At 67.3% G+C, this 22,785-nt stretch carries 26 protein-coding genes; 4 read left to right on the top strand and 22 right to left on the bottom strand.

What is annotated here, in order from left to right; genetic code table 11:
- Positions 1 to 2: 2 nt before the first annotated feature.
- From AC3WQM_RS00805 to AC3WQM_RS00720, 18 genes are all read right to left on the bottom strand, one after another.
- On the bottom strand, positions 3 to 992 hold the full coding sequence (locus tag AC3WQM_RS00805; RefSeq protein ID WP_492676531.1) for a type II secretion system F family protein: 990 nt from the start codon (positions 990 to 992) through the stop codon (positions 3 to 5).
- A 9-nt stretch (positions 993 to 1,001) separates the two neighbouring features.
- Positions 1,002 to 2,372: a TadA family conjugal transfer-associated ATPase gene (locus tag AC3WQM_RS00800; protein WP_492676530.1), complete on the bottom strand. Its 1,371-nt coding sequence runs from the start codon at positions 2,370 to 2,372 to the stop codon at positions 1,002 to 1,004.
- A gap of 43 nt (positions 2,373 to 2,415) precedes the next feature.
- Positions 2,416 to 3,567: a CpaE/TadZ family protein gene (locus tag AC3WQM_RS00795; protein ID WP_492676528.1), complete on the bottom strand. Its 1,152-nt coding sequence runs from the start codon at positions 3,565 to 3,567 to the stop codon at positions 2,416 to 2,418.
- A 19-nt stretch (positions 3,568 to 3,586) separates the two neighbouring features.
- Positions 3,587 to 4,015, bottom strand: coding sequence for a TadE/TadG family type IV pilus assembly protein (locus AC3WQM_RS00790; protein WP_492676526.1), 429 nt, complete (start codon positions 4,013 to 4,015; stop codon positions 3,587 to 3,589).
- Positions 4,012 to 4,470 (bottom strand): TadE/TadG family type IV pilus assembly protein, encoded by a 459-nt coding sequence (locus tag AC3WQM_RS00785; protein ID WP_489058572.1) that lies wholly within the window; start codon positions 4,468 to 4,470, stop codon positions 4,012 to 4,014. The genes AC3WQM_RS00790 and AC3WQM_RS00785 overlap by 4 nt, the downstream gene beginning before the upstream one ends.
- A gap of 5 nt (positions 4,471 to 4,475) precedes the next feature.
- Positions 4,476 to 5,747 carry a pilus assembly protein TadG-related protein gene (locus AC3WQM_RS00780; protein WP_492676525.1) on the bottom strand — a complete coding sequence of 424 codons (1,272 nt, stop codon included), beginning with the start codon at positions 5,745 to 5,747 and terminating at the stop codon, positions 4,476 to 4,478.
- A gap of 45 nt (positions 5,748 to 5,792) precedes the next feature.
- Positions 5,793 to 5,969, bottom strand: a complete 177-nt coding sequence (locus tag AC3WQM_RS00775) for a Flp family type IVb pilin (RefSeq protein ID WP_070061164.1) — start codon at positions 5,967 to 5,969, stop codon at positions 5,793 to 5,795.
- An 89-nt stretch (positions 5,970 to 6,058) separates the two neighbouring features.
- Entirely contained in the window at positions 6,059 to 6,244 is a 186-nt protein-coding gene (locus AC3WQM_RS00770; RefSeq protein ID WP_489058574.1) for a Flp family type IVb pilin, read from the bottom strand.
- Positions 6,245 to 6,334: 90 nt separating this feature from the next.
- A complete protein-coding gene (locus tag AC3WQM_RS00765; protein WP_070061166.1) occupies positions 6,335 to 6,550 on the bottom strand; it encodes a Flp family type IVb pilin in 216 nt (71 codons plus the stop codon).
- 138 nt (positions 6,551 to 6,688) lie between these two features.
- Positions 6,689 to 6,982, bottom strand: coding sequence for a hypothetical protein (locus AC3WQM_RS00760; RefSeq protein ID WP_489058575.1), 294 nt, complete (start codon positions 6,980 to 6,982; stop codon positions 6,689 to 6,691).
- 12 nt (positions 6,983 to 6,994) lie between these two features.
- Positions 6,995 to 8,449: a type II and III secretion system protein family protein gene (locus tag AC3WQM_RS00755; RefSeq protein WP_492677174.1), complete on the bottom strand. Its 1,455-nt coding sequence runs from the start codon at positions 8,447 to 8,449 to the stop codon at positions 6,995 to 6,997.
- 131 nt (positions 8,450 to 8,580) lie between these two features.
- Complete coding sequence (cpaB, locus tag AC3WQM_RS00750) at positions 8,581 to 9,417, bottom strand: Flp pilus assembly protein CpaB (protein WP_489058576.1); 837 nt, start codon at positions 9,415 to 9,417, stop codon at positions 8,581 to 8,583.
- 33 nt (positions 9,418 to 9,450) lie between these two features.
- Positions 9,451 to 10,035: an A24 family peptidase gene (locus AC3WQM_RS00745; RefSeq protein ID WP_492676524.1), complete on the bottom strand. Its 585-nt coding sequence runs from the start codon at positions 10,033 to 10,035 to the stop codon at positions 9,451 to 9,453.
- 16 nt (positions 10,036 to 10,051) lie between these two features.
- Positions 10,052 to 10,198 carry a hypothetical protein gene (locus AC3WQM_RS00740; RefSeq protein WP_180288527.1) on the bottom strand — a complete coding sequence of 49 codons (147 nt, stop codon included), beginning with the start codon at positions 10,196 to 10,198 and terminating at the stop codon, positions 10,052 to 10,054.
- A gap of 222 nt (positions 10,199 to 10,420) precedes the next feature.
- Positions 10,421 to 11,638, bottom strand: a complete 1,218-nt coding sequence (locus tag AC3WQM_RS00735) for a CaiB/BaiF CoA transferase family protein (protein ID WP_492676523.1) — start codon at positions 11,636 to 11,638, stop codon at positions 10,421 to 10,423.
- Positions 11,638 to 12,606 (bottom strand): Bug family tripartite tricarboxylate transporter substrate binding protein, encoded by a 969-nt coding sequence (locus AC3WQM_RS00730; RefSeq protein ID WP_492676522.1) that lies wholly within the window; start codon positions 12,604 to 12,606, stop codon positions 11,638 to 11,640. Before AC3WQM_RS00730 ends, AC3WQM_RS00735 begins: the two co-directional genes overlap by 1 nt.
- A 34-nt stretch (positions 12,607 to 12,640) precedes the next feature.
- Positions 12,641 to 13,780 carry an acyl-CoA dehydrogenase family protein gene (locus AC3WQM_RS00725; RefSeq protein ID WP_492676521.1) on the bottom strand — a complete coding sequence of 380 codons (1,140 nt, stop codon included), beginning with the start codon at positions 13,778 to 13,780 and terminating at the stop codon, positions 12,641 to 12,643.
- Positions 13,777 to 14,934 (bottom strand): acyl-CoA dehydrogenase family protein, encoded by a 1,158-nt coding sequence (locus AC3WQM_RS00720; RefSeq protein WP_492676520.1) that lies wholly within the window; start codon positions 14,932 to 14,934, stop codon positions 13,777 to 13,779. Before AC3WQM_RS00720 ends, AC3WQM_RS00725 begins: the two co-directional genes overlap by 4 nt.
- Positions 14,935 to 15,010: 76 nt before the next feature.
- On the opposite strand from AC3WQM_RS00720, the gene AC3WQM_RS00715 reads away from it, so the two are divergent.
- On the top strand, positions 15,011 to 15,841 hold the full coding sequence (locus AC3WQM_RS00715) for an IclR family transcriptional regulator (protein WP_492676519.1): 831 nt from the start codon (positions 15,011 to 15,013) through the stop codon (positions 15,839 to 15,841).
- Between the two features lie 27 nt (positions 15,842 to 15,868).
- On the opposite strand, the gene AC3WQM_RS00710 is transcribed toward AC3WQM_RS00715, so the two are convergent.
- Both AC3WQM_RS00710 and AC3WQM_RS00705 read right to left on the bottom strand, forming a co-directional pair.
- Positions 15,869 to 18,241 (bottom strand): DNA polymerase II, encoded by a 2,373-nt coding sequence (locus AC3WQM_RS00710; RefSeq protein ID WP_492676518.1) that lies wholly within the window; start codon positions 18,239 to 18,241, stop codon positions 15,869 to 15,871.
- Positions 18,242 to 18,355: 114 nt separating this feature from the next.
- Positions 18,356 to 18,673: a DUF7693 family protein gene (locus AC3WQM_RS00705; RefSeq protein ID WP_492676517.1), complete on the bottom strand. Its 318-nt coding sequence runs from the start codon at positions 18,671 to 18,673 to the stop codon at positions 18,356 to 18,358.
- Positions 18,674 to 18,809: 136 nt separating this feature from the next.
- Here AC3WQM_RS00705 and kdsA point away from each other — a divergent pair, with 136 nt between their 5' ends.
- Entirely contained in the window at positions 18,810 to 19,661 is an 852-nt protein-coding gene (gene kdsA / locus AC3WQM_RS00700) for a 3-deoxy-8-phosphooctulonate synthase (RefSeq protein ID WP_489058586.1), read from the top strand.
- 18 nt (positions 19,662 to 19,679) lie between these two features.
- On the opposite strand, the gene AC3WQM_RS00695 is transcribed toward kdsA, so the two are convergent.
- On the bottom strand, positions 19,680 to 20,573 hold the full coding sequence (locus tag AC3WQM_RS00695) for a DMT family transporter (protein ID WP_489058587.1): 894 nt from the start codon (positions 20,571 to 20,573) through the stop codon (positions 19,680 to 19,682).
- A gap of 164 nt (positions 20,574 to 20,737) precedes the next feature.
- Between AC3WQM_RS00695 and AC3WQM_RS00690 the strand changes: the two genes are divergently transcribed.
- Together AC3WQM_RS00690 and AC3WQM_RS00685 are read left to right on the top strand one after the other, a co-directional pair.
- Positions 20,738 to 21,082 (top strand): nuclear transport factor 2 family protein, encoded by a 345-nt coding sequence (locus AC3WQM_RS00690; protein WP_492676515.1) that lies wholly within the window; start codon positions 20,738 to 20,740, stop codon positions 21,080 to 21,082.
- 22 nt (positions 21,083 to 21,104) lie between these two features.
- Positions 21,105 to 21,374: a hypothetical protein gene (locus AC3WQM_RS00685; RefSeq protein ID WP_492676514.1), complete on the top strand. Its 270-nt coding sequence runs from the start codon at positions 21,105 to 21,107 to the stop codon at positions 21,372 to 21,374.
- On the opposite strand, the gene AC3WQM_RS00680 is transcribed toward AC3WQM_RS00685, so the two are convergent.
- Positions 21,371 to 22,660, bottom strand: coding sequence for a hypothetical protein (locus AC3WQM_RS00680; RefSeq protein ID WP_492676513.1), 1,290 nt, complete (start codon positions 22,658 to 22,660; stop codon positions 21,371 to 21,373). The genes AC3WQM_RS00685 and AC3WQM_RS00680 overlap by 4 nt on opposite strands.
- Between the last annotated feature and the right edge of the window lie 125 nt (positions 22,661 to 22,785).

The raw sequence follows: 22,785 nt of genomic DNA, 5'->3' as shown, positions 1-22,785 counted from the left end.
CTTCAGACGTGAATCTTCACGATCTTGCGCAGCAGCACGATGCCCACGAGCATCAGCACCAGCATGTAGCGCAGCACCGTCTCGCCGATCGGGTCGGTCCACAGCGGCGACATGAACTCGGGATTGAAGACGTTCATGAGCGCCGCCAGAGCGAACGGCATGACGCCCAGGATCCAGGCCGACAGCCGCCCTTCCGACGACAGCACCCGCACCCGCGCGAGCAGCTTGAAGCGCTCGCGGATGAGCCGGCTCAGGTTGCCCAGCACCTCCGTCAGGTTGCCGCCCGAGTCGCGCTGGATCAGCACCGACACCACGAAGTAGCGCAGGTCGGTGAGCGGCACGCGCTCGCTGAGGTTGGTCAGCGCCTGCTGCAGCGAGACGCCGAAATTCACCTCGTCGGCCACCAGGCGGAACTCGCTGGCGATCGGCTCGGGCATTTCCTCGCCGATCATCTGCACGCCGCTGGCAAAGGAGTGGCCCGCGCGCAGGGCGCGCGTCACGAGGTCCAGCGCGTCCGGCAGCTGCTTTTCGAGGCGCTCCAGCCGGTGGCTGCGCTGATGCTGCAGGTACAGCACGGGAAGCACCGCCGCCACGGCCCCGGCCAGAAGCGCCAGCACCACGGGCTGGTGCGCCGCCCACACGGCGCAGAACGCGAACACGCCGAGCGCCCCGCAGGCCAGCAGGAAGCTGGACACCGTCCAGTCCAGCCCCGCCTGCAGGATGAAGCGGTCCAGCCGGTGCGCCCGCGGCAGCGCCAGCAACTGGCGCTGCATCCACGGCACGTCGCTGAGCATGCGCTCCTTGGCGAGATGCGCCTGCGGCGTGCGGTCGACCGCGGCGGACATCGCCTGCAGACGCTTCTCGATCTTGCGTGCGTCGGGCCCCTTGTAGGACCGCCACAGCAGGTAGAGCCCCTCGATCATGAGCAGCGCGGTCACGAAGACCAGCACCGTGACCGTGATCAGCGTGTCACCCCCCAGGTTTTCGAACATGGCGCGCTCCTATTCGTAGTGCTTCTCGGGATCGAAGATGCTGTCGGGCAGGTCCACGCCGTACGCGTGCAGCCGCTCCATGAACTTCGGCCGCACGCCGGTCGCGTGGAAATGGCCGCGCACCTGGCCGTCGGGGCCCATGCCCGTCTGGTGGAAGGTGAAGACCTCCTGCATGGTGACGATCTCGCCCTCCATGCCGGTGATCTCCTGGATGCTGGTGACCTTGCGCCGCCCGTCGACCAGCCGCAGCACCTGGACCACCACCGTGATCGCCGAGGCGATCTGCTGGCGCACGGTGCGGTGCGGCAGGTTCAGGTTGGCCATGCCGATCATGTTTTCCAGCCGCGCCAGCGCATCGCGCGGCGAGTTGGCGTGGATGGTGGTGAGCGAGCCCTCGTGGCCGGTGTTCATGGCCTGCAGCATGTCGACCGCCTCGGCGCCGCGCACCTCGCCGATCACGATGCGGTCGGGCCGCATGCGCAGCGCGTTGCGCACCAGCGCGCGCTGCGTGATCTCGCCCTTGCCTTCGATGTTCATCGGCCGCGTCTCCATGCGCGCGACGTGCGGCTGCTGCAGCTGGAGCTCGGCCGCGTCCTCGATGGTGATGATGCGCTCGGTCTCCGGAATGAAGCCCGAGAGAATGTTCAGCAGCGTGGTCTTCCCTGCCCCGGTGCCGCCCGAGATCAGCATGTTGACCTTGGCCTGGGCCAGGCCCTCGAGCATCTGCGCCATCGGCGGCGTGAGCGACTTGAGGTCGCTCACCAGGTTGCTCATGCGCAGCGGGATCTTCGCGAAACGGCGGATCGACATCATCGGCCCGTCCAGCGCCACCGGCGCGATGACGGCGTTGACCCGCGAACCGTCGGGCAGCCGCGCATCGACCATGGGGCTGGACTCGTCGATGCGCCGCCCCACCAGCGAGACGATCTTGTCGATGATGCGCAGCAGGTGCTTCTCGTCGGTGAAGCTCACGTTGGTCAGCTCCAGCCGGCCCCGGCGCTCCACGTAGATCTGGTCCGGCGAGTTGACCAGGATGTCCGACACGGTCGGGTCGGCCATCAGCAGCTCGATGGGCCCGAAGCCCAGCATCTCGTGCTGGATGTCGCGGATCAGCGTGCGCCGCTCGATGTCGTTGAGCGCCTCGGGTTCTTCCTGCAGCAGCCGCCCGACCATGGTCGAGATTTCCTGGCGCAGCGCGTCGGGCTGCAGGGTTTCGAGCGCCGCCAGGTCGAAGCGCTCCAGCAGCTTCAGGTGCATGCGCTCCTTCAGCAGCTTGTAGGTGTCCGAGGCGAAAGGCGACGCGGTCAGCTCGACGACCGGCCCCGCCGGCCGCGCGCCGGCATCGTTGTCGATCGCATTGAGTTGGTCCCTGAATGACATGGTTGGCACCTCCGCCTGGGTATGGATGGAAATCCGCGTGGTCTCAGGCACGGCGGAACAGCCGCCCCATGAAGCCGGGTGTGGCCTCCGGCCGCGGGCTGAGCGTGTGGGCGATCTCGTCGAGGCGCTTGGCGAGCGCGCTGCCGCGCGACATCTCCGACAGCGGCACGCCGCGGTTGATGGACGCATCGACGTCCTTGCCGCCGTCCGGCACCGTCGTGAACGTCGCGCCGGGCAGCGACCGGCGCATGTCCGACAGCCCGATCTCGCCGCCGCCGGTGCTGCGGTTCACCAGCAGTTCGACCTTGCCGGGGGCGTAGCCGAGCGACTTGAACACCTGCATCAGGCGCGTCACGTTGCGGATGTGCGGCAGGCTGGTCTGCATCACGGGAAAGATGCGCTCCGCGCGGTCGAGCACGCGCAGCGTGAGCGTGTCGATGCGCGTGCCGAGATCGAAGATCACGAAGTCGTACTGCGCGAGCGCCACCTGCAGGATGGCGTCGATGTGCTCGGCCTTGACGTCCATCGCGCGCGCCAGGTCCTCGGGCGCGGGCAGGACGCTGTAGCTGGGCGACACGCGCACCACGCTCGCCGCGAGCAGCGAGGCATCCAGGCGTCCGATGTCGCGCGCCACGTCGGCCATCGTCGAGGTCGGGCGCAGGTCGCTCACATACGACAGCGCGTCGCCGAACTGCAGGTTCAGGTCGATCAGCAGCACCGAGCGCTCCCGCGACAGCTGGTGCGCGATGTTGGTCGCGAGAAAGGTCGCGCCGCTGCCGCCCTTGCAGGGCATGAACGCCACCACCCGCCCGGGGCTGCGCGCCTGCGAGCCGGCCATCTTGAGCGCGATGCGGCCGACAGCCGCTTCGAGCGCAGTGGTGTCGGCGGGCGACGGCAGCACCTCGCGCACGCCCGCGCGCATCGCGTGGATCAGGAACTCGGGCGTCTGCATGGCGCACAGCAGCACCACTGCCACCGCCGGGTGCCGCAAGGTCAGGGCCTCCACCAGCGAAAGCTCCTGCGGGTCGCAGCACATGCCGTCGACCAGCAGCAGGTCGGGCGCGACTTTCTCGACGACCGCCTGCATCCGGCTCTTGCCGCCTTCGAAGAGCGACACGGCATGGCCGCGCGGCTCCAGCACCTTGCGCATGTCCTGCAGGTGGTTCGGATTGGGGGAAACGATGGCGATCTTCATGGTCGTGTCCGGTGTGCTGTTAGGAACAGATGGCCGCGCTGTTCGGGTCCTTGCGCATGACCTCGCGCGGCAGGTAGGTGGAGAACCCGGGCATGGGGATCAGCGGCCCGGCGGCGCCCACGATGGGAGAAATCCACTGGTAGTTCAGGCCGGTGATGCTGACGGTGACACCCTGGCACGTGGCCGCCGTGCAGCCCGAAGGCGCCCACGTCACCGACACCGTGCTGATCTGCGGCAGCAGCGCCCGCATCCGGGCGAGCACCTGGGCCTGGTAGGCGGTGTCGTCGCACACCACCGCATACCGGGCGCCCGCGCGCGTGGCCTCCTGGGCCGCGCTCCAGGTGAACAGCATGCGCGAGAAATCGACGATGCCCAGAACGAGCATCAGGAAGATGAGCAGGCCCAGCGCGAACTCGACGGTGGTCGCGCCCTTGATGTGGTGTCTCATGACGCAGCCCTCATGGTGGCGGTGATGTCGCTGAAGACGATGTTGCCGTTCGCACCGGTGAAAACGACACCCATCACCGAAGGGAACAGCGAATGAAAGGCGTAGCTGCTGACGCGCACCGTGACCGTGGTGATGATCGGGTTGGCCCCGGCCGCCTGCCAGGTGCAGCAGCTGCCGGCGGGCACGTTCGAAAGGCTCAGCCCGCGTGCCAGCGGCGCTCCGGTGCCGGCGGTGTTGCCGTACACGATCAGGTTGCGCGCCTCGGTGACGTGCGTGTTGGGTGTCTGCACCGACAGGTAGCGCACCGCATCGCGGGTCGATTTGACGACCGCGTTGTACTCGTACACCGCGCGGCCGAACTCGGTGGTGATGAAGGTCAGCAACAACAGCACCGGCGTGATGAGCGCCAGCTCGATCAGCGCGGCGCCATGCTGGGTGCGACGGGACTTTTTCATGATGCTCACCTCACCAGGACCGGAACCAGCGGGCCTGCCGATCCACCGGCCAGCCCGCTCGTGGTGCAGGGGCTGGCGACGGCTCCCGCGTTGCCGAGGAATTCGAGTTGCGTGTCGGTCATCGGAATGCTCAGCGGCTGCAGCATCAGCATGCAGAGGTAGTCGATCACGTGGTTGCCGCCGTCGACGACCGGCACCGTGACGAAGCGGCGGTCCATGCCGTACTGCATGTGGCCTCCGGCCACGTTGCCGGGCGTGGCCAGCTTCTGGAAACTGTTGAGCGACAGCCCCGTGATCGACTCGCAGCTGTTCGAGCCCTTCACCTTGGTGCCGGTGTCGGCGCAGGACGCGAAAGCGGCCCGCTTGGTCACGAAGTTCTGGGCAGTCGGGTCTGCGCCTGGGCCCGGTGCGCCCTTGTAGGCGTTGAACTTCGCGGGCCAGTTGAGCGCGGTGTAGGCATAGCCGGTGTAGTCGGGCCGGTTCACGCTCGGATCGCCGCTGTTCTTGTAGATGCCGAAGCGGTAGTTCCAGGTGTCGGCCACCGAGGTCTGCACGCCAGGGGTGCCGATCGTGTCGCCCACCCTGGCGCCACAGCGGCCGTTGAGTTCGTTTTCGGTTTCCGAGGCGCTGTTGCTGCCGTCGAGGTTGGCCCAGCCGATCTGGCCACCCGTGGCCGCGTTCTGCGCCATGATGAGCGTCACCCATTCACCGACGGCAAAGCCGTAGTTCGGCGCCGCGCCGCCCGGCTTCGGCTTCGCCGCGACCGGAATGGGACATGCGGTCTGTGCGCTTGCGCGGGTGGCGACGGCGCTCGCCGCCACACTGCGTGTCGCGGGGTTGCCGGCGGTATCGCCCGAGAAGGCGCCGATGGCCTGCAGCAGCCACATCTTGATGTTGGGTTGGCTGTGCGTGCATTGCGCGTAGACGGCCACGGCAGGATCGATCGTGGACGCATAGGAGGCATCGCGGAACGTGACTTCTGCGGCCACGATCTGGCCTTCCCCGCGCCAGGTGGCCGACTGCATGTTCACCGGGTTCGCATTGCCGGCCGTCTGGCCGGCGCTCTTGCCCCGCGTGATCGCCGAGCTCGATTTATCGAGCTCGCGCGCCGCGGCCAGTGCGCAACTGTCCACCGCCGTCTGCAGCTCGGTCCTGACGACGAACAAATGGCCGAAGTCGAGCGCAATGCCCATGAACCCGAGCAGGAACAGCAGGAACAGCGCGGCCGTGATGATCATCGCGCCGCGCTGGCGGCGAGGGGAGCGGCGGGCTTTCATGATCGGCTTTCTGTGCAGAAGTGGCAGTTTGAAAAAGCCTGCGCTTCAGGCGCAGTTGACGCCGCCGTAGCAGGTCAAGACGCGATCAACGAGATCGCTGAGACCGGTGTCGGTGACCAGTGGTCGCAGCGCGATGATCAGCACGATAGAGATCACGGCGATGACCAGCGCGTACTCCACCACCTGAGCACCGCCCTCTTCTTTCAAAAAGGACTTGAACATGGGACTGCTCCTTTTTCATTGAAAAGAATGCGGACTCGATAAGGGAGGCGGCGAGCGTGGCGCATGCCCCGGATCGCCCGCCGAACTACCTACACGCAACCACCGGTCGTCGATGTCAGGCAGGTTTTCACTCGATCGATGAAGAGCGAGAAGCTGCCACCGTTGTCGGTGAGCGCCTTCAACGCGACGACCAGAGCGATCGAGACGACTGCGATGATCAGCGCGTACTCCACCACTTGAGCGCCGCTCTCGTCCTGCAAGAATGGCTTGAACATGGGACTACTCCTTTCCTGTTGAGAAGAATGCGGGTCCGATACGTGGAGGCGGCGAGCCTGGAGCGTGCCCCGGCTCGCCCCGCCAACTACTTACACGCAACCGCCGGTCGTGGAAGTCAGGCAAGTCTTCACGCGATCGATGAAGAGCGAGAAGCCGCCGCCGTTGGCGGTGAGCGCCTTCAGCGCGACGACCAGTGCGATCGAGACGACCGCGATGATCAGCGCGTACTCGACGACCTGTGCGCCTTCTTCCTCGAGCATGAAGCCGCGTGTCGATTGGCCGATGGCCTTCAGAAAGTTTTTCATGGTTCTTTCCTTTCAAGGTTTGAACAGTTGGAAATCGGGTTCGAAAAAGAGTGGTGGTGGAAAAATTTCATTGCAATTCGTCGCGTTCTCCTTTCCATGTGAAGACTCGAATGGAATGAATCCGCCTCACGCGGTCTGTCATTTCCCCGAGCCGCCGCCCTGACCACCGATCTGCCCGCCGATGTTGATGACGTTGGTCACCGGCGGCGGGGTCTTGTAAGAGTCCTGGTACTGCACCATCGACTCGCGCGCCGCGCGGCCGTCCATGCCCATCACCGGGTCGCCGTTCTTGCCGGCGTTCGGGTTCAGCGTCATCTTCTTCTTGGCGTCCCGCACCGCGTCGCCGAAGCGCGCGTCGTAGTGGGGCGTCACGCTGGAGCAGCCGGTCGCCAGAAGGCATGCAAGCGCAAGGGTGGTCGATCTGATGAACATGGCGGTTACTCCTCACGGGGTTTCGCTGGCCGGGGCGGCCGGGGCCGGGGTGCTGCTTTCGAGGGCCCCGTTGAGGTAGACCTCGGCGCGGCTGGGCGGGACGTGGTTGTCGGTCGGCACGCGCGGCGACTGGGCCAGCGGGCGCACCAGGCGCGGCGTGATGACGAACATCAGCTCGGTCTGCTCGTTCTGGAACTCGGTGCTGCGGAACAGCGCACCCATCACCGGCACTTCGCCCAACCCCGGGAAACGCTTGATCGCTTCGGTCGCGTTGCTCTTGATGAGCCCGGCGATGACGAAGCTCTGGCCGTCGTTGAGCTGCACCGTGGTGTCTGCGCGCCGCACCGTGAGCGAGGGCAGCACGGACGTCACGCCACCGACCGTGGTGAACGGCGAGCCGGTCTGCGACAGGTCCGACACCTCGGACACCATCTTGAGGTTGATGCGGTCGCCGTTGAGCACCGTCGGCATGAACTTGACGCCGATGCCGAACTCCTTCTCTTCCAGCGTGATGGTGGTGCCGTTGCCGCCGCCACCGGTTTGCGCCACCGGAATGAAGATCTTGCCGCCCGACAGGAAGCTGGCCTGCTGGCCGCTGATGGCCATGATGTTGGGCTCGGCAAGAACGCGCACCAGCCCGTCGTCCTTCTGGCCGTCGATGGTCACGGCGGTGCGCCCGATGCGCAGCGCCTGGACCAGCCCACCGCCCGAGCTCAGGAAGTTGGAGATGAGCGAGTAGTTGTTCTGCCCCCCGCTGCCCGTGCGCGCCAGGCCGACGCGCGCGCCCAGCCGGTCGAGCAGGGTCTTGCTGACCTCGGCGATCTTCACTTCGAGCATCACCTGCTGGGACGTTCCGACGCGCAGCAGGTTCACCACCTTCTTGCCTTCGGCGCCGTAGGCCGAGGCCAGGTTCATCACGTCGTCGAGCTTCAGCGCGTCGCTGACCTCGCCGGTGAGCACGATGGAGCGCTCGGCGCTGCGCACGCGGATGCCGCGCTCTTCGGGCATCAGCTCCGCCAGCTTGGCCTGCAGCGCGCCGGGGTCGATGGTGACGATCACGTCCTTGATGTGGCAGGTGCCGTCGGCGCTCTGGAGCACGACGTTCATCGAGCCGGCCTGGCGGCCCCGGAAGAACAGGTCGGTCGGGCTCAGCAGCGTGACCTCGATGTCGCCGACACCGTCGCTGCGGGCCGCGGGGGGCGCCGCCACGGGCGCCGCGCCCTGCGGAGCGGCCACCGGCGCGGGCGCCGGGCTCTGGGGCTGCGGCTGGCCGCTGACCACGATGCGCACCGCGCGCGCCTTCAACGGAATGACCACCGACTTGCCGAGCACGGCATAGGTCGGCTCGTCGTCCGGAATGATGGCGGTGCACCGCCGGCTGCCGGATGCATTGCCGCTGGCCGCGGTGGCCGCGGGCCGTGCCGCGGCGGGCGTGGCGGCTGCAGCGGCTGCAGTGGCGGCGGGCATGGCGGCCGTGACCGGGGCGGTTGCCACGACCTCCGCGGCCAGGGCGGGCGTCGCCACGGTCGCGAGGGTCGCCAGCAGACGGGCGATGGTTGTTGTGAGTGGGCGCACTTGGTGTTCCTCCTGACGAACGATCAGAAACAGGTGACCGAACGCGAGGCGCTCTGGATCACCTCCACGCATTCGGAAGACCGCGGGGCGGCGGGCGCCGCCCGTTGCACACGCGGGCGGGCCGGTGCCGCGGTGGAGACCGGCACGATGTCCTTCTTCTCGCCGAACAGCTGCCCCTTGGTGATGCCCAGGGTGGCGACCGTGGTCTTGTCCATCTGGTTGCGCAGCACGAGCGACAGGGTGCCCACGCTGCGTGCCAGGTCGAGCTTCTCGGAGTCTTCGAGCGAGAGTTCGAGCGTCACCGCGCTCACGACCTTCGGCTTGGTGTCGTCGCGGTTGGCCTCCTGGGCCACGGCCAGCACCAGCACCTGCTCGAGCACGGTCTTGCTGATCTGCAGCGCGTCTTCGCCGCGCCCCTTTTCCTGCTGGGCGTTGACCATCACGTCGACGTAGTTGCCCGGCAGCGCGAAGCCCGCCACGCCGACCACGTCATTGACGCGCACCGTCATGGCCCGCTTGCCGCTGGCGATCACCGCCGACAGCCCGCCCTGCGTGCCTACCGGCGCCAGCTTGCCCTCGATGAGCGCTTCGCCTCGCAGCACGCCGACCTTCACCACGCGGTCGTTCAGCGCCTTGATGTCGCCGAAGGAGCCGTTGGGCACCGAGCCACTGGGCCAGTCGACCGTGGACAGCATCTGCGCGTTGACGCGGCTGCCCAGGTCGATGTCGACGGCGGCCACGACCACCTTGTTGGACGCGATGCCGCTTTGCCGCGAGATCCAGCCGGTCGCGTAGACCGCGGCCGCCAGCCCGAACAACAGGGCCAGAAAGATCAGCCCGATCGCCTTGATGTTCTTCATACGAACCTCCGCCAGGAATGAAACATGCAGGAGCTAGACAAAGCCCAACTGGTGCGCCAGCACTTGGACCACCGTGCCCGCCGCAATGCACAGGCCGTAGGGCAACTTGCCCACGGACTGGCTCGCCCGCAGGCGCCCGTCGGGCCGCACGCCCGCCATACCGGAAATGAGCATCCCCTGCGCCGCGGTCTTGACGTTGCCCAGCATGTGGGCGAGGCGGCGGCGATGGATCGCGAAGGCCAGCGCCGCGACGCCGCCCGCAATGAAAGTGAAGAGCACGGCCATCAGCGTCTGCTGCGGCCCCAGGAAGGCCCCGGTCATGGCCATCAGCTTGACGTCGCCCGCGCCCATGATCCCGAGCGCATAGAACGGCAGCATCGCGGCGAAGCCCACACCCAGGCCACCGAATGCGCTCAGCGCACCCGACGTCGGCGTGCGTGCCGCCATCGTTCCGTAGATGAGGGCGAAGCTCGCACCGCCGAAGGTCAGCCAGTTGGGAATGCGGTAGGAACGCCAGTCGCTGACCGCCGCCACGCCGAGCAGCGCGAAGAGCGCCAGCACGCGGATGTCGGTCGCCAGCATCGCGAGCAGTTCGAGGACAGCGTTGAATTCCTGCATGGCGCGCTCCCCGTGTTCAGGCGCTGCGCCGCAGGGCGAGCAGCAGCAGAAGCACCACGACCATCACCAGCGCACCGATCAGCGCGAACTCCATGAACGACATGCCGGCGTCTTCGCGCAGCAGGCTCAGGGCGGTTCTCGGCAGGACTTCGAGCGGTTCCATGCGGCGTCCCCGGTGGTGGTGACCGGCCGAAACCGCTGACCTTCCCGGCGTGGGAAGAAGCGTTCGGCATGGGGATGACTGTAGGAATCGCACCGCTTTCGCACATGAGCGGAGCGCCCTTTTCTGAGGGGGTCAGGTGCCCCGCGGTGGCGCGGGGGCATGCATGACAAAACGACTACCCGACAGGGCGGGCGAAAGGGCGGGCGAAAGCGCAGGCGCGCCTCAGATCACCTGCGCGTCGCGCAGTGCCGCAAGCTGTGCCTCGCCCAGGCCCAGCCCGCCATACACCTCGCCGTTGTGCTGCCCCGTGCGCGGCCCCGTGGCGGCCGGCCGCACGCCTTCGCGCCCCACGAAGCGCGGCACGGCCGCCGGTGCGGGCACGGTGCCGAACTGTTCGTCGGGCACGTCGATGAAGGCGCCGCGTGCCTGCATGTGCGGGTCGGCCCGCAGGTCGGCAATCGAATACACCTTGCTGTAGGGCACGTCTTCGCGGTCCAGCCGCTCGGCCAGCTCCGCGAACGGCAGGCTCGCGCACCAGTCGGCCAGGATGCGGTCCAGCGCCTCGAGGTGGCGCAGGCGCGCGGCGTTGTCGACGAAGCGCGCGTCGGTGAGCAGGTCGTCGCGGCCGATCGCACGGCAGATGCGCGCGAAGATCGGCCCGCCCGTGCCCACCAGCGTGAACCACACGCCGTCGGCCGCGCGAAACACGTTGGACGGCGCGGTGTAGGTGGCGCGCGAGCCGGTGCGCTCGCGCACCACGCCGCCGATGCGGTGCTCGGCCGCCAGCGGATCGAGCAGGCGCGACATTGCCTCGGTGGCCGACAGGTCGATCTCGGCGCCGCACTGCCGATCGCGCGGCAATGCGTTGCGCTCGGCCAGCGCGGTGCTGATGGCGAAGGCACCGAACAGGCCCGCCACCACGTCGCCCAGCGGATAGTTCATGTGCTGCGGCGGACCGCCGGGCTCGCCGGTCAGGTGCGTGAAGCCGCTCATCGCTTCGAAGATGCGGGCAAAGCCCGGCCGGCGCGCATACGGCCCGGTCTGGCCGAAGCCCGTGAGGCGCAGCACGATGAGGCGCGGGTTGGCCGCGTGCAGCGCGGCGATGTCCAGGCCCCAGCCGTCCAGCGTGCCGGTGCGGAAGTTTTCCACCAGCACGTCGAAGCCGGCGATGAGCCGCAGGAACAGCGCGCGGCCCTCGGGCTTGCGCACGTCCAGCGAGATGCCCTTCTTGCCGCGGTTCGCGGTCTTCCAGAACAGCGGGTGGCCCTCGTGCACCGGCGTGAGCCCGCGCAGCGGATCGCCGCCGCCCGGCAGTTCCAGCTTGACGACGTCGGCCCCCATGTCGCCGCACAGCGTGGCCGAGAACGGCGCGGCGAGCACGGTCGCCATGTCCAGGATGCGCACCCCGTGCAGGGGCGCGTGGTCAGAAGGCTGGCCCATCAGTTGCCCTTCAGGTCGACGCGCTTGAGCACCGGGTCCCACAGCTTGCGGTCGGCGGCGATGCGCTGGCCGAACGCGGGCAGCGACGGGTCGAGCGCGGCCGCACCCAGCTTGGCCAGCTTGTCCTTCACCGCGGGCAAGGCCTTGGCCAACGCGGCGCGCAGCGGACGCATCACGGCATCGGGCGTTCCCTTGGGCGCGACGATGCCCATCCACAGGCCGCTGTCGAAGCCCTGCAGGCCCAGCTCGGCGAAGGTGGGCACGTCGGGCGCCGAGGGAGAGCGCGTGCGGCCGGTCTGCGCCAGGATGCGGATCTGCCCGCTGCTCATGTAGGGCAGCGTGCCGCCAAGGTTGTTGCACATCACCGGGATGTGGCCGGCGATCAGGTCGTTCACCGCCGGCGCGTTCCCCTTGTAGGGCACGTGCTGCATCTTGATGCCGGCCTGGTGGTTGATCATTTCGCACACCAGGTGCGACGGCGTGCTCGGGCCGGCCGAGCCGAAGGCAAGCTGCCCCGGCTTGGCCTTGTCGGCGGCGATGAGTTCGGGCAGCTTCTGGTACGGCGTCTTCGCGTTGACCGCGATGACGTTCGGCAGGTCGGCCACCAGGCCCACGGGCACGAAGTCGTCCACCGGGTTCCAGGTGAGGCCCTTGTGCACGTAGGGCAGGAAGATGTTGGTCAGCCCCGCCATGAGCAGCGTGTAGCCGTCGGGCGCCGACTTGGCCACGAGCTCCGAGCCGATCAGGCTGCCGGCGCCGGGCTTGTTCTCCACGATGACCGGCTGGCCCAGCGCATGGCCCAGCTCCAGCGCCACCTCGCGCGCCACCAGGTCGGTGCTGCCGCCGGCGGGGAAAGGCACGACCAGCTTCACGGGGCGATCGGGAAAGGCGGCCATCGCCAGCGAGCCGGCCAGGCCGAATGCAAGGCCGGCAGCCAGGTGCGAAATTTTCTTGCTCAAGGACGTCATCGTCAGTCTCCAGTTTCTCTGTGTGTTCAGCGTGTCAGTGCGTGAGGAAGCGGCGCCCGAGCGTGGCGCGGTGCAGCTCGGAGGCGCCGTCGTAGATACGAAAGGGCCGCAGCTCGCGCAAGATGAGGGCGATGGGCGCGTCTTCCGACATGCCCAGCGCACCGCACATCTGCGCCGCGCGGTCGGCCACGCGGTTCAGGGCTTCGGACACGAAGACCTTCGTCATCGCCGACTCGGTCTTCACCGACAGGCCCGCGTCCATGCGGCGCGCGCAGTCCAGGCTCATGAGCCGGCTGGCGTGCAGGTCGATGTGGCAGTCGGCCACCATCGCCTGGATCTGCTGCAGGTCGGCCAGCCGATCGCCGAAGGACGTGCGCTCGCACACATAGGCCTGCGCGATCTCGAGCGCGCGCCGCGCACGGCCCATGAGCCGCAGGCAGTGCGACAACCGCGCAGGCTCCAGCCGCTGCTGCGCCGCCACGAAGCCCGAGCCCACCTCGCCCAGCACCGCGTCGGCGCCCATGCGGCAGGCGGTGAAGCGCAGCTCACCGTGGCCGCCGACCGCGAACGGATCGATGGCTTTGATGGCGCGCACCAGCGAAAGGCCCGTGTGGTCCATGTCCACGATGAACTGCGTGGGCCCCTCGTCCGTCTGCGCCAGCACGATGCAGAAGGCCGCGCCCACCGCGCCGGTGATGAACCACTTGTGGCCGTCGATGACCCAGCCGTCCCCCGCACGCCGCGCGGTGGTGCGCAGCATCGACGGGTCGGAGCCCGCGCCGGGCGCCGGCTCGGTCATGGCGAAGCACGAGCGGATGCGGCCCTCGGCCAGCGGTCGCAGGTAGCGCTGCTGCTGCGCGGGCGTGCCCTGGCGCAGCAGGCTGATCATGTTGGGCTGGTCGGGCGCCGCGCAGTTCAACGCGGCCGGGCCCAGGTAGCTGCGGCCGGCCTCCTCGAACACCGCCGCGCGCTCGACCCACGACAGGCCCAGCCCGCCCTCCTCGACCGGCATCTGCGGCAGGTACAGGCCCTGTTCGCGCGCGATCGGGCGCAGCTGCGACAGCGCGGCGTCCATGGCCCGCGGGTCGTGCACGTGGGCATTCGATTCGAGCGGGATGCAATGCCGCTCCACGAAGTCGCGCACCCGTGGCACGAGGTCGGTGCGCAGGCTCATCGCTCACCCGCCTCGCGCAATGCCAGCTTGGCGATGTTGAGCTGGTGGATCTGGCTCGTGCCCTCGTACAGGCGGAACAGGCGCACGTCGCGGTAGTAGCGCTCGATGGGGCTGAAGTCGGCCACGTAGCCCGAGCCCCCGAACATCTGCACCGCGCGGTCGGCCACGCGACCGCACATTTCCGAGGCGAAGTACTTGCACATCGAGGCCGACAGGGCCACGTCTTCGCCGCGATCGCGCGCACGCGCTGCCTCGAGGATCATCGAACGCGCCGCGTAGATCTCGGTGCGGCTGTCGGCGATCATGGCCTGCACCAGCTGGAAGTCGGCCACGGCCTGGCCGAACTGATGGCGGCCACTCGTGTGCGCCATGGCCAGGTCCAGCATGCGGATGGCCGGCCCCGTGCACAGCGCCGCCAGGTGCAGGCGCTGCTTGTTGAGCACCTTCATCACCGTCTGGAAGCCCATGCCCTCGCGCCCGCCGATGAGCTGGTCGGCGTGCACGCGGCATTCGTCGAAGTGCACATCCGACACGAAGGAGCCGGCCTGGCCCATCATGCGGTAGGGCGCGCCTGTGGTCAGGCCCGGGCCGCGCTCGACCAGGAACGCCGACACGCCCTTGCTGCCCTTCGAGCCTTCTTCGGTGCGGGCGATGACCGTGAACACATCGGCCACCGGCGCGTTGGTGATGAAGCGCTTGCTGCCGTTGAGCACGTAGTGGTCGCCCTCGCGGCGCGCCGTGGTCTGCACGTTGCTCGCCTCCGAACCCGCCTCGGGCTCCGTGAGCGCCAGGCAGCCGGTGAGTTCGCCCGTGGCCATGCGCGGCAGCCAGCGCTGCTTCTGCGCCTCGGTGCCGTCGGCCACCAGCGCTTCGGAACCGATGCCCGTGTTGGTGCCCACGCGGGCGCGCAGCGCCACCGACGACTGCGACAGCTCCATCGCGCACAGCACCAGCTCTTCGGTCGTGAGGCCCAGGCCGCCGTACGCCTCGGGAATGCTCCAGCCGAAGTAGCCCTTGCGTCGCAGCTCGTCGACCACGTCGGGCGGGATGTCGTTGTCGCGGCTGACCTGCTCTTCCAGCGGATGCCAGCGTTCGCGAACGAAGGCGCGGATGTCGGCCCGCAGGGCCTCGAAGTGGGGGGTGTCTCGGATCATGGTGGCCGCGACTGTAGGAAGCAGGTCCACAATCACCGGCACTGAATTTCAATTATTGAAACTGCGATTCACACCCATGCCCCGCCCCACCCAGAATCGCCGCCAGCCCATGAAGGACTCCGACGACCTGCGCCGGGTGCGGGACGAAGACCCGTACTTTGCCGGCACCCTGGCCAAAGGCCTGCTCATCCTGCAGACCTTTGTGAGCGACCCGCGCGCGCATGCCAACAGCGAGTTCGCCACCAAACTGGGCCTGCCGCGCCCCACCGTCTCGCGCCTGTGCCGCACCCTGCTGGCCATGGGCTTCCTGGACCACGACGAACGCCTGGACCGCTACTTCATCGGCCCGGCCGCCGTGGCGCTGTGCTACCCCTACGTCATCAACACGCCCCTGCTCGCCATGCTGCGCCCGGCCATGCAGCAGCTGGCCGACCGCATCGAGGGCGCGGTGTCGGTCGGCGTGACCAACGACCTCGACGTGGTCTACCTGGAAACGTGTGCCCACGAGGGCGGCACCTTGAAGCGCCCCGGCGTGGGCGCCGTGCGCGGCATCGTCGAAACCGCCATGGGCCGTGCGTGGCTCGCGCAGTTGCCTGCGGGCGAGCGCCAGGAGTTCCTGGCCCGCGTGAAGCGCGAGCGGCCCGAAGAGCACGCACGTTGCCTCGAAGGCGTGCGCGAGAGCGTCGCGAACTACGCCAAGCGCGGTTTCGCGATCAACCTCGGCGATTCAGGCTTCGGCGTGCTTGCGGCAGGCGCGGCGGCGCGTGTTCGCTACGGGCCGCGCCGGCTGCTGTTCAACTGCGCGGTGCCGGGGTTTCACTGGAAGAAGGCGCAGCTGCTGGACACCATCGGGCCGGGGCTGGTGCAGCTGGTGGGGGCGGCGGATCGGCAGTCGGGGTTGCGGTGAAGCGATGTCGCGATCAGGCGATTTCAGCTAGAAGAGCCCGCGTTGCGAGGTCGTCAAGGCCATGAAACTGTCTCCCATGGGCTGAAGAATGGCATCGGCAATCGGCTGCAGCTGCCGGGTCAGGTAGTGCTCGTAGTCGATGCGCGAGTGGCGGGTTTCCAGCGGCTCCGGTCCGTTCCGCGTCATGACGTATTGAATCCAGCCGCCCTTCTGGTACTGCTTGGGCCGACCGATCCGTCCGTTGTGCTCGTCGGCGATGCGCGCGGCCCGCACCTGCGGCGGCACGTTGACCAGGTAGGCATCGAGCCGGTGGCGCAGGCGCTTGCGGTAGATGAGCAGGTCGTCCTTGGCGCCCGCCAGCGTCGACCTGGCGTAGTCGGTCACGAACGCCTTGTAGGGCTCGCCCTGGAAGATGCGCGACAGCAGGCCCTCCTGGAACTGGCGCGCGAGCGGGGTCCAGTCGCTGCGCGCCATCTCCAGGCCGCGGTACACCATCTCCTCCTTACCCGCGGCATCCACGCTGAGACCCGCGTAGCGCTTCTTGCTGCCGACCTCCGAGCCGCGGATGGTGGGCATGAAGAACTTCTTGTAGTGGGTGTCGACCTCGATCTCGAGAAAACTCTGCAGGCCCTGTTCCTCGCGCAGCGTGCGTGCCCACCAGGCGTTGATGTCGGCCGCCAGGCGGACCGCGACGGCGTGCGCCTCGTCGTTGGTGTGGGTGCGCTTGAGCCAGATGAAGATGGAGTCGGTGTCGCCGTAGATGGCTTCGTAGCCCTGCTCTTCCACGAACTCGCGCGTGAGCTTCATCATCTCGTGCCCGCGCAGCGTCACGGCGGACACCAGCTTGGGGTTGAAAAACCGGCACTCGGAGGCCCCCAGCACGCCGGCGAAGGAGTTCATGAGCAGCTTCAGCGCCTGCGACAGCGGCTCGTTCTTCGCGCGCTTGGCCTCGTCCCGGGCGCGCCACAGCGTGGTCACGATCTCCGGCAGGCAGTGCTTTTCGCGCGAGAAGACGGTGCCTTGCGGCCCCTGGATGAGCCCAGTCGGGTCGCTCGCGTTCGAGCCCTCGACCAGGCCCACCGGATCGACCAGGAAGGTGCGGATGATCGAGGGGTAGAGGCTCTTGTAGTCCAGCACCACGACGGAGTCGTAGAAGCCCGGCTTCGAGTCCATCACGTAGCCGCCGGGATAGGCCTTGCTCGCGATCTCGCCCACGTTCGGCGCCACGTAGCCCAGGCGATGCATCCGCGGCAGGTAGTGGTGGCTGAACGCGGCAATGGAGCCGCCGAAGTGGTCGGCCTGCAGGCCGGTGACCTGGGCACGCTCCATCATGAACTGCAGCAGCTTCGCCTTCTCGAAGATGCGCAGCACCAGCTCGCAGTCGCGGATGTTGTAGAGCGCGAGGGCGGGCTTGTCGTGCTGGTAGCGCCGCTCGATCTCGGCCATCTTGTCGTACTCGTCGCCGATGGCCTTGCCTTCGCCCAGCAGCGTCTGCGAGACGTTCTCGAGGCTGAAGGACGGAAAGCTCCACACCGCGGCCCGGAGCGCCTCGATGCCATCGAGGATGACCCGGCCTGGCGTGGGCGCGAACAGGTAGCCCTGCTTGCCCGGATGGGTGCGCCATTCGATCGGGCGGCGCTCCCGTCCCAGGAGGAACGGCACGCCGCAGTCGTTGGCGGTCTTCTGCAACACGCGCAGGTCGAACTGGATGACGTTCCATCCGATGACGACATCGGGGTCGTTGCGCTCGAACCAGTCGTTCAGTTGCTCGATCATGGCCTTGCGGGTCGGGCAGTAGACGAGCGAAAAGCCCATCGGCTCATCCGGCTCGGGCGGCGGCTCGCCGAGCATGAAGACGACGCGCTCCGGCGTGCCGTCCAGCGCAATCGAATAGAGCCCTTCATGCTGGCTCGTCTCGATGTCCAGCGACACGACCTTCAGCACCGGCCGGAATTCGGGCGCGGGCTTGAGCTTGCAGTCGACGATCGTGGCGCGCTCTGCCCGCCCGCCTTCCACCCGCACGCCGGCGGTGATGAAGCGCTCCATCAGGTAGCGGTCGTGCGGGCGCACGTCGGCTTCGAGCAACGGAATGCCCTGCGCCTGGAGGGCGCGTGCCAAGCGGCCGAGCTGGCGGAAGTGCGTGGCATAGACACCAAGAACCGCCTCCTGCTGGAAGCTCTGGAGCGCGAGCTCACGCAGCTGCACGCCCGGCATGGCCGCGAGGTGCGCTTCCACCGCCGCCCGGTGTCGGGCGGCGACGAACGCGACGCTGCTGCGCGAGGTCAGGACCACTTTCCTGGGCCCCGCCTCGGTCGCCAGCCAGTACTCGATCTCCGTGCCGGCGGGCGCATCACGCCAGTGGCGCGTGAGGATGAAGCCCTGGAGGTCGGTGGAGGTCACGGGCGCGGGGAGATCGGGTGGAGCGGGAGGGCAAACTTGGGCACAGGCGATTTTCGCCTGCACAGCCATGCGGGCACACAAGGCGCGCTCATGCGCGTCAGGCCCTGGCGCGAACTACGCCCCCGATTGGCGCGCGTGCTCGAAGATGGCTTCGAGCGCCTTGGCCTCGTCAAGGGTCAAGAGGGAAATGGGGTCCCCATGACCTTCACTGTCCGTCCAATCATCGTATTGACCTTCTCTGCCGTCCGCTGCCACCGCCCTGTCGCAGTAGTCGAGGTGTCCTTCGCAATAGAACACGCTGACATGCCACCCCCCCATTTCATATTGCATTTCACCCTTGTAGGGGCGACGCCCTGAGGCAGCGACCGGTGCCTCGCCTCGGATGGCTTGCCGAAAATGCTCCGCGACAACTGTTGCTGACAAGATTCTCATGTGTCGTTCAAGGGGATTGGGAGCGTTCGCCTGTCAACGACCGCAGTTGGTCGACTGTAGCCATCGGAAGCCCATGGCGTGATCTTCCGGTCCGCCAGAGCGCGAGAATACGGCCACCACTCCAGGAGAATTCTTCGTGACGACCGTCGCCATCACCCCCGCAATCAACGTCAGCAACAGCGACGGCTTTGTCCTGTTTGGCGGCGTGAACGTCCTCGAGTCGAAGGACATGGCCCTGCGCGCCGCGGAAGAATACGTCCGCGTCACGCGAAAGCTGGGCATCCCCTATGTCTTCAAGGCGAGCTTCGACAAGGCGAATCGCTCGTCCATCCATTCCTACCGCGGCCCCGGTCTGGAAGAGGGCCTGAAAATCTTCGAGGCCGTCAAGGCGGAGTTCGGCGTGCCCCTCCTCACCGACGTGCACGAGCCATGGCAGGCGAATCCCGTCGCCGAAGTGGTCGACGTTCTGCAGCTGCCTGCCTTTCTCGCCCGCCAGACGGATCTGGTCGTGGCGCTCGCGAAGACAGGCAAGGTCATCAACGTCAAGAAGCCCCAGTTCCTGAGCCCGTCACAGGTGCTCAACATCGTCGAGAAGATCAGGGAAGCGGGAACCTCCCCCGTCATCCTGTGCGACCGGGGCACCTGCTTCGGCTACGACAACCTGGTGGTCGACATGCTCGGATTCGGCACCATGAAGAAGATCACCGGGAACCTGCCCGTCATCTTCGACGTGACCCATGCGCTCCAGCAACGCGAGGCGAACGCCGTCGCTTCGGGCGGGCGACGCGAGCAGGTCGCGGAGCTGGCGCGTGCAGGCCTGGCGGTGGGCCTGGCGGGCCTCTTTCTTGAAGCGCATCCTGACCCGGCGCAGGCCAAATGCGACGGTCCCAGCGCGCTGCCGCTGGACCAGCTGGAGCCTTTCCTCACGCAGCTGAAGGCGTTGGACGATCTGGTGAAGTCGTTCGCGCCCTTGCACATCCGCGCCTGAACGAGACGCCGCCGCCGCTCAGGCGGCCTTCTGCTTTTTCTGCAGGGACCTGGGCGCCTCGCTTCGCGCCAGCCACAGTCCGCTCGCAATGATCAACGCGCCACCGCCCAGCGTCCATGCATCGGGCGCGGCCTGCCAGAACACCCAGTCCAGCACCAGCCCCCAGGCAAGCGCGCTGTATTCGAAGGGGGCGATGGCGGCGGCCTGGCCGTGGCGGAAGGCCTCGGCGATGGCCAGCTGGCCCAGAAAGCCGCTGATGGCCAAGCCCGCGAGCAACCCCATGTGCTCGGCCTGGAGGGGCACCCATTGCGGCGCCGCCAACAGGCTGCCGCCGACAGCCATGCCCGCCGTGGTCCAGAAGACCAGCGCGGCGCTCGATTCGGTGCGGCTGATGAGCCGCCCCAGCATGTTCGACAGCGCGTAGCAGGCCGCGGCCACCAGGATCGCCAGCGCCCCCGTCGAGAGGAACGCGCCCTGCTCGGGCCGCAGCGCGATCACGACACCGACAAAGCCCAGCCCGATGGCGACCCAGTGGCGCGGAAGAATCGACTCGCCCAGCAGCGGCACGGCAATGAGCACCATCAGCAGCGGCGCGATGAACGTGAGCGTGTAGGCCTCGGCCAGGCCCAGGGTCTTCAGGCCATGGACGAAGAGCACGAGCATCGTCATGTTCAACGCGGTGCGCAGCAGGTGCAAAGGCCAACGCAGCCGGCGATTGAAAACGCCGGCGGTCTCGCGCCGCCAGGCGATGTACACGCACACCAGCGGCAGGGCCGTGAGACCGCGCAGCGCCATCACCTGCACCGCCGGGTAGTGCCCGGCCAGGTTCTTGAGCAGCGCGTCCATGCAGGCGAAGAAGGCGCAAGCCAACAGCATCGCGGCGATGCCGCGCAGGGTTCCGGTCGGGTTCATGGTCGGGTGGTCTCGCGGCAACGGCCGGGAGAAAGGGAAGCGTCTTGTTCTTGACCGCCAAGCATAGACGCTGCGAACGCGTGGCGTTGGCCGGCTGTCGACGCAGCACTTCCGGCCGCACGGGGCCCACAGCAGACCTTGGCCACGGCCGCTACAGTGCCCTCATGACCGACACCCACACCCTCCCCCCCGACCTTCAAGCCGCCATGCGTGCACGAGACGAAGCCTTCTATGCCGTCGATTCGGCGCAGTGGGGACAGTACACCGCGAGCGACTTCACGACGGTCCAGCAGAACGGCCAGTTCATGTCTCGCGCCGAACGGATCGGCAACCTTCAAACGCAGAAGCAGCGGCCCTGCGTGCCACGCGAACGCGAGCAGCACGAACAGCAAGGCGATCTTGTCGTCACCCGCTTTTTCAGCGGCGGGCTGTGGGTGGTGGAAGTCTGGAAGCGCATCGACGGTGCATGGGCCACCGTCATGACCCAGGCCACCACGGCGACCCCCTGAAATCTTCCAGCCGCAGAACGCGATGACCGCTGCCGGCGACATGCTGCCGCCCGTCAAGGGCCGCAACGACGAAGCGGGCCTGAAGGGCGAGCTGTTCGACGGCAAGGTCCACACTGCGCTGGCGCGGTTCCATCTCGACCGGCAAGGTGCGCAGCGAAAGGTTCGACGCGGAGATCAGCGGCGAAGTGGCGCGCGGGTGGCAGGTGTTCGCCGGCTGCACGTTCAACCACTTCAAGTACATGAACCACACCGCCAATGCCGGCGTCGATTTCGCCGGCACCTGTTCGTCTAGGGGAAAAGAACAGCGCCCCCGCGGTTGAGGTCTGCCAGCAGCACGCCCTGAACATAGACGGCATAGTCCGCGAAGAACATCGCCGCGCCTCCGCTCGCTCCGGTAGGAATGCTCAAGCCGGCGTAGAAGAACCCCTGGCTCGCCTGGTCATTGAGCCGGGCCAGTCCCGCAGGCGTATTGATATCGACCGGGCCTCCAGCAATTTCATCCGAGAAGCGATAGGCGACCGCCGAGGGGCGGCTGCTGTCCAGTTCGTAGGCATTGAAGACGCCTTGGACGGGCTGTCCGCCGGGGTTGGCGAAGTATTCGAAATAGCCCTTGTAGCGGAATCCGTCTTGACCGCGGCTGGTGAGTTGCGGCTTGGGATCGGAGACGATGGGATCGAACGCATAGCGGTAGGTCGCCCCCGCGGCTGCAGAGCTCTTGACGACGATCGCATTCACGCTCGGGCTGAGACCCCGCTCCGTGTTCAGGAAGCGATAGCCTTCCTGTCCCCATGCGTTCAACTGGGCGATGAAGTCGGCCGGCATCATCTGATTGAAGCTGAACTTCCGATAGGTGTAGGTGACGGGCTGACTTTCGTTCTTGACCAGGATGAAGCTGGCCTTGCGGATGGCGTTGAGGGAATCGTCCAGGGTATGCGTCTCCCCCACCAGGTGGTGCAGCACATAGCCCTTGGCGCCCTCGTCTTCCAACCGCTGCAGCAGCGCGGTACTGGCCGGGTCCCAGCCATCGCGACCGGAGAAGGTGAGCGTGAATTCCTTGTAGCTGTACTTGTCGTTGGCGGCTTGCGGATTGACGTACAGAGAGTTGCTTCCCACGGGGCGCAGCCGGACGCTGCCTTTGGCGCCCTGGTCGTTCAGTTGCTGCACGACGGCCGGCACCGAGGCGATGTAGGAATCCTTGTCGCCATCCCAGGCAGAGGGAAGCGTCTCATACTGCGCGGGTGCCGGTGTTCCGGGTTCCTGGGTTCCAGGTTCCTGCGTTCCAGGACCTTGCGTTCCTGGTCCCTGAGTTCCGGGGCCTTGTGTTCCGGGGCCTTGTGTTCCGGGCCCTTGTGTTCCGGGACCTTGTGTTCCGGCGCCGTCCGCTCCTGGCCCGACCGGCACTACTGGAAAGCCACCGCCACCGCCACCTCCGCCGCTACCACCACATGCCGCAAGCATCAAGGCGACTGCCGTTGCTGCAGCCCCTGCAGATTTTTTGAATTTCATTCCCTTGCCTTTCAATTTGTCGAATCCGATGCTGCCGATATGGCAACGTTGTCCGTAGCGATCGGCAGCCACTGCGTGGTCCTTCAGATCGCCGTCAGCGTTTTTAGGGCACTAGGGGGAAATTTCCCCATGCCGAAAGTCACACCGACCGGAAAGGCATGGGAAATCGATATTTGGCTATGAGGCAGTTAGGACTC

The sequence above is a fragment of the Variovorax sp. FW301-JW7 genome (assembly GCF_058788795.1).
The sequence above is the reverse complement of the archived record's forward strand: the minus strand, read 5'-3'. Positions and strand labels throughout refer to the sequence as shown.

What these genes read in the sequence shown, in the direction of transcription:
- AC3WQM_RS00805 (WP_492676531.1), bottom strand. Translation starts at nt 992, where the DNA reads ATGTTCGAAAACCTGGGGGGTGACACGCTGATCACGGTCACGGTGCTG.
- AC3WQM_RS00800 (WP_492676530.1), bottom strand. Translation starts at nt 2,372, where the DNA reads ATGTCATTCAGGGACCAACTCAATGCGATCGACAACGATGCCGGCGCG.
- AC3WQM_RS00795 (WP_492676528.1), bottom strand. Translation starts at nt 3,567, where the DNA reads ATGAAGATCGCCATCGTTTCCCCCAATCCGAACCACCTGCAGGACATG.
- AC3WQM_RS00790 (WP_492676526.1), bottom strand. Translation starts at nt 4,015, where the DNA reads ATGAGACACCACATCAAGGGCGCGACCACCGTCGAGTTCGCGCTGGGC.
- AC3WQM_RS00785 (WP_489058572.1), bottom strand. Translation starts at nt 4,470, where the DNA reads ATGAAAAAGTCCCGTCGCACCCAGCATGGCGCCGCGCTGATCGAGCTG.
- AC3WQM_RS00780 (WP_492676525.1), bottom strand. Translation starts at nt 5,747, where the DNA reads ATGAAAGCCCGCCGCTCCCCTCGCCGCCAGCGCGGCGCGATGATCATC.
- AC3WQM_RS00775 (WP_070061164.1), bottom strand. Translation starts at nt 5,969, where the DNA reads ATGTTCAAGTCCTTTTTGAAAGAAGAGGGCGGTGCTCAGGTGGTGGAG.
- AC3WQM_RS00770 (WP_489058574.1), bottom strand. Translation starts at nt 6,244, where the DNA reads ATGTTCAAGCCATTCTTGCAGGACGAGAGCGGCGCTCAAGTGGTGGAG.
- AC3WQM_RS00765 (WP_070061166.1), bottom strand. Translation starts at nt 6,550, where the DNA reads ATGAAAAACTTTCTGAAGGCCATCGGCCAATCGACACGCGGCTTCATG.
- AC3WQM_RS00760 (WP_489058575.1), bottom strand. Translation starts at nt 6,982, where the DNA reads ATGTTCATCAGATCGACCACCCTTGCGCTTGCATGCCTTCTGGCGACC.
- AC3WQM_RS00755 (WP_492677174.1), bottom strand. Translation starts at nt 8,449, where the DNA reads ATGCCCGCCGCCACTGCAGCCGCTGCAGCCGCCACGCCCGCCGCGGCA.
- cpaB (WP_489058576.1), bottom strand. Translation starts at nt 9,417, where the DNA reads ATGAAGAACATCAAGGCGATCGGGCTGATCTTTCTGGCCCTGTTGTTC.
- AC3WQM_RS00745 (WP_492676524.1), bottom strand. Translation starts at nt 10,035, where the DNA reads ATGCAGGAATTCAACGCTGTCCTCGAACTGCTCGCGATGCTGGCGACC.
- AC3WQM_RS00740 (WP_180288527.1), bottom strand. Translation starts at nt 10,198, where the DNA reads ATGGAACCGCTCGAAGTCCTGCCGAGAACCGCCCTGAGCCTGCTGCGC.
- AC3WQM_RS00735 (WP_492676523.1), bottom strand. Translation starts at nt 11,638, where the DNA reads ATGGGCCAGCCTTCTGACCACGCGCCCCTGCACGGGGTGCGCATCCTG.
- AC3WQM_RS00730 (WP_492676522.1), bottom strand. Translation starts at nt 12,606, where the DNA reads ATGACGTCCTTGAGCAAGAAAATTTCGCACCTGGCTGCCGGCCTTGCA.
- AC3WQM_RS00725 (WP_492676521.1), bottom strand. Translation starts at nt 13,780, where the DNA reads ATGAGCCTGCGCACCGACCTCGTGCCACGGGTGCGCGACTTCGTGGAG.
- AC3WQM_RS00720 (WP_492676520.1), bottom strand. Translation starts at nt 14,934, where the DNA reads ATGATCCGAGACACCCCCCACTTCGAGGCCCTGCGGGCCGACATCCGC.
- AC3WQM_RS00715 (WP_492676519.1), top strand. Translation starts at nt 15,011, where the DNA reads ATGCCCCGCCCCACCCAGAATCGCCGCCAGCCCATGAAGGACTCCGAC.
- AC3WQM_RS00705 (WP_492676517.1), bottom strand. Translation starts at nt 18,673, where the DNA reads ATGAGAATCTTGTCAGCAACAGTTGTCGCGGAGCATTTTCGGCAAGCC.
- AC3WQM_RS00695 (WP_489058587.1), bottom strand. Translation starts at nt 20,573, where the DNA reads ATGAACCCGACCGGAACCCTGCGCGGCATCGCCGCGATGCTGTTGGCT.
- AC3WQM_RS00690 (WP_492676515.1), top strand. Translation starts at nt 20,738, where the DNA reads ATGACCGACACCCACACCCTCCCCCCCGACCTTCAAGCCGCCATGCGT.
- AC3WQM_RS00685 (WP_492676514.1), top strand. Translation starts at nt 21,105, where the DNA reads ATGACCGCTGCCGGCGACATGCTGCCGCCCGTCAAGGGCCGCAACGAC.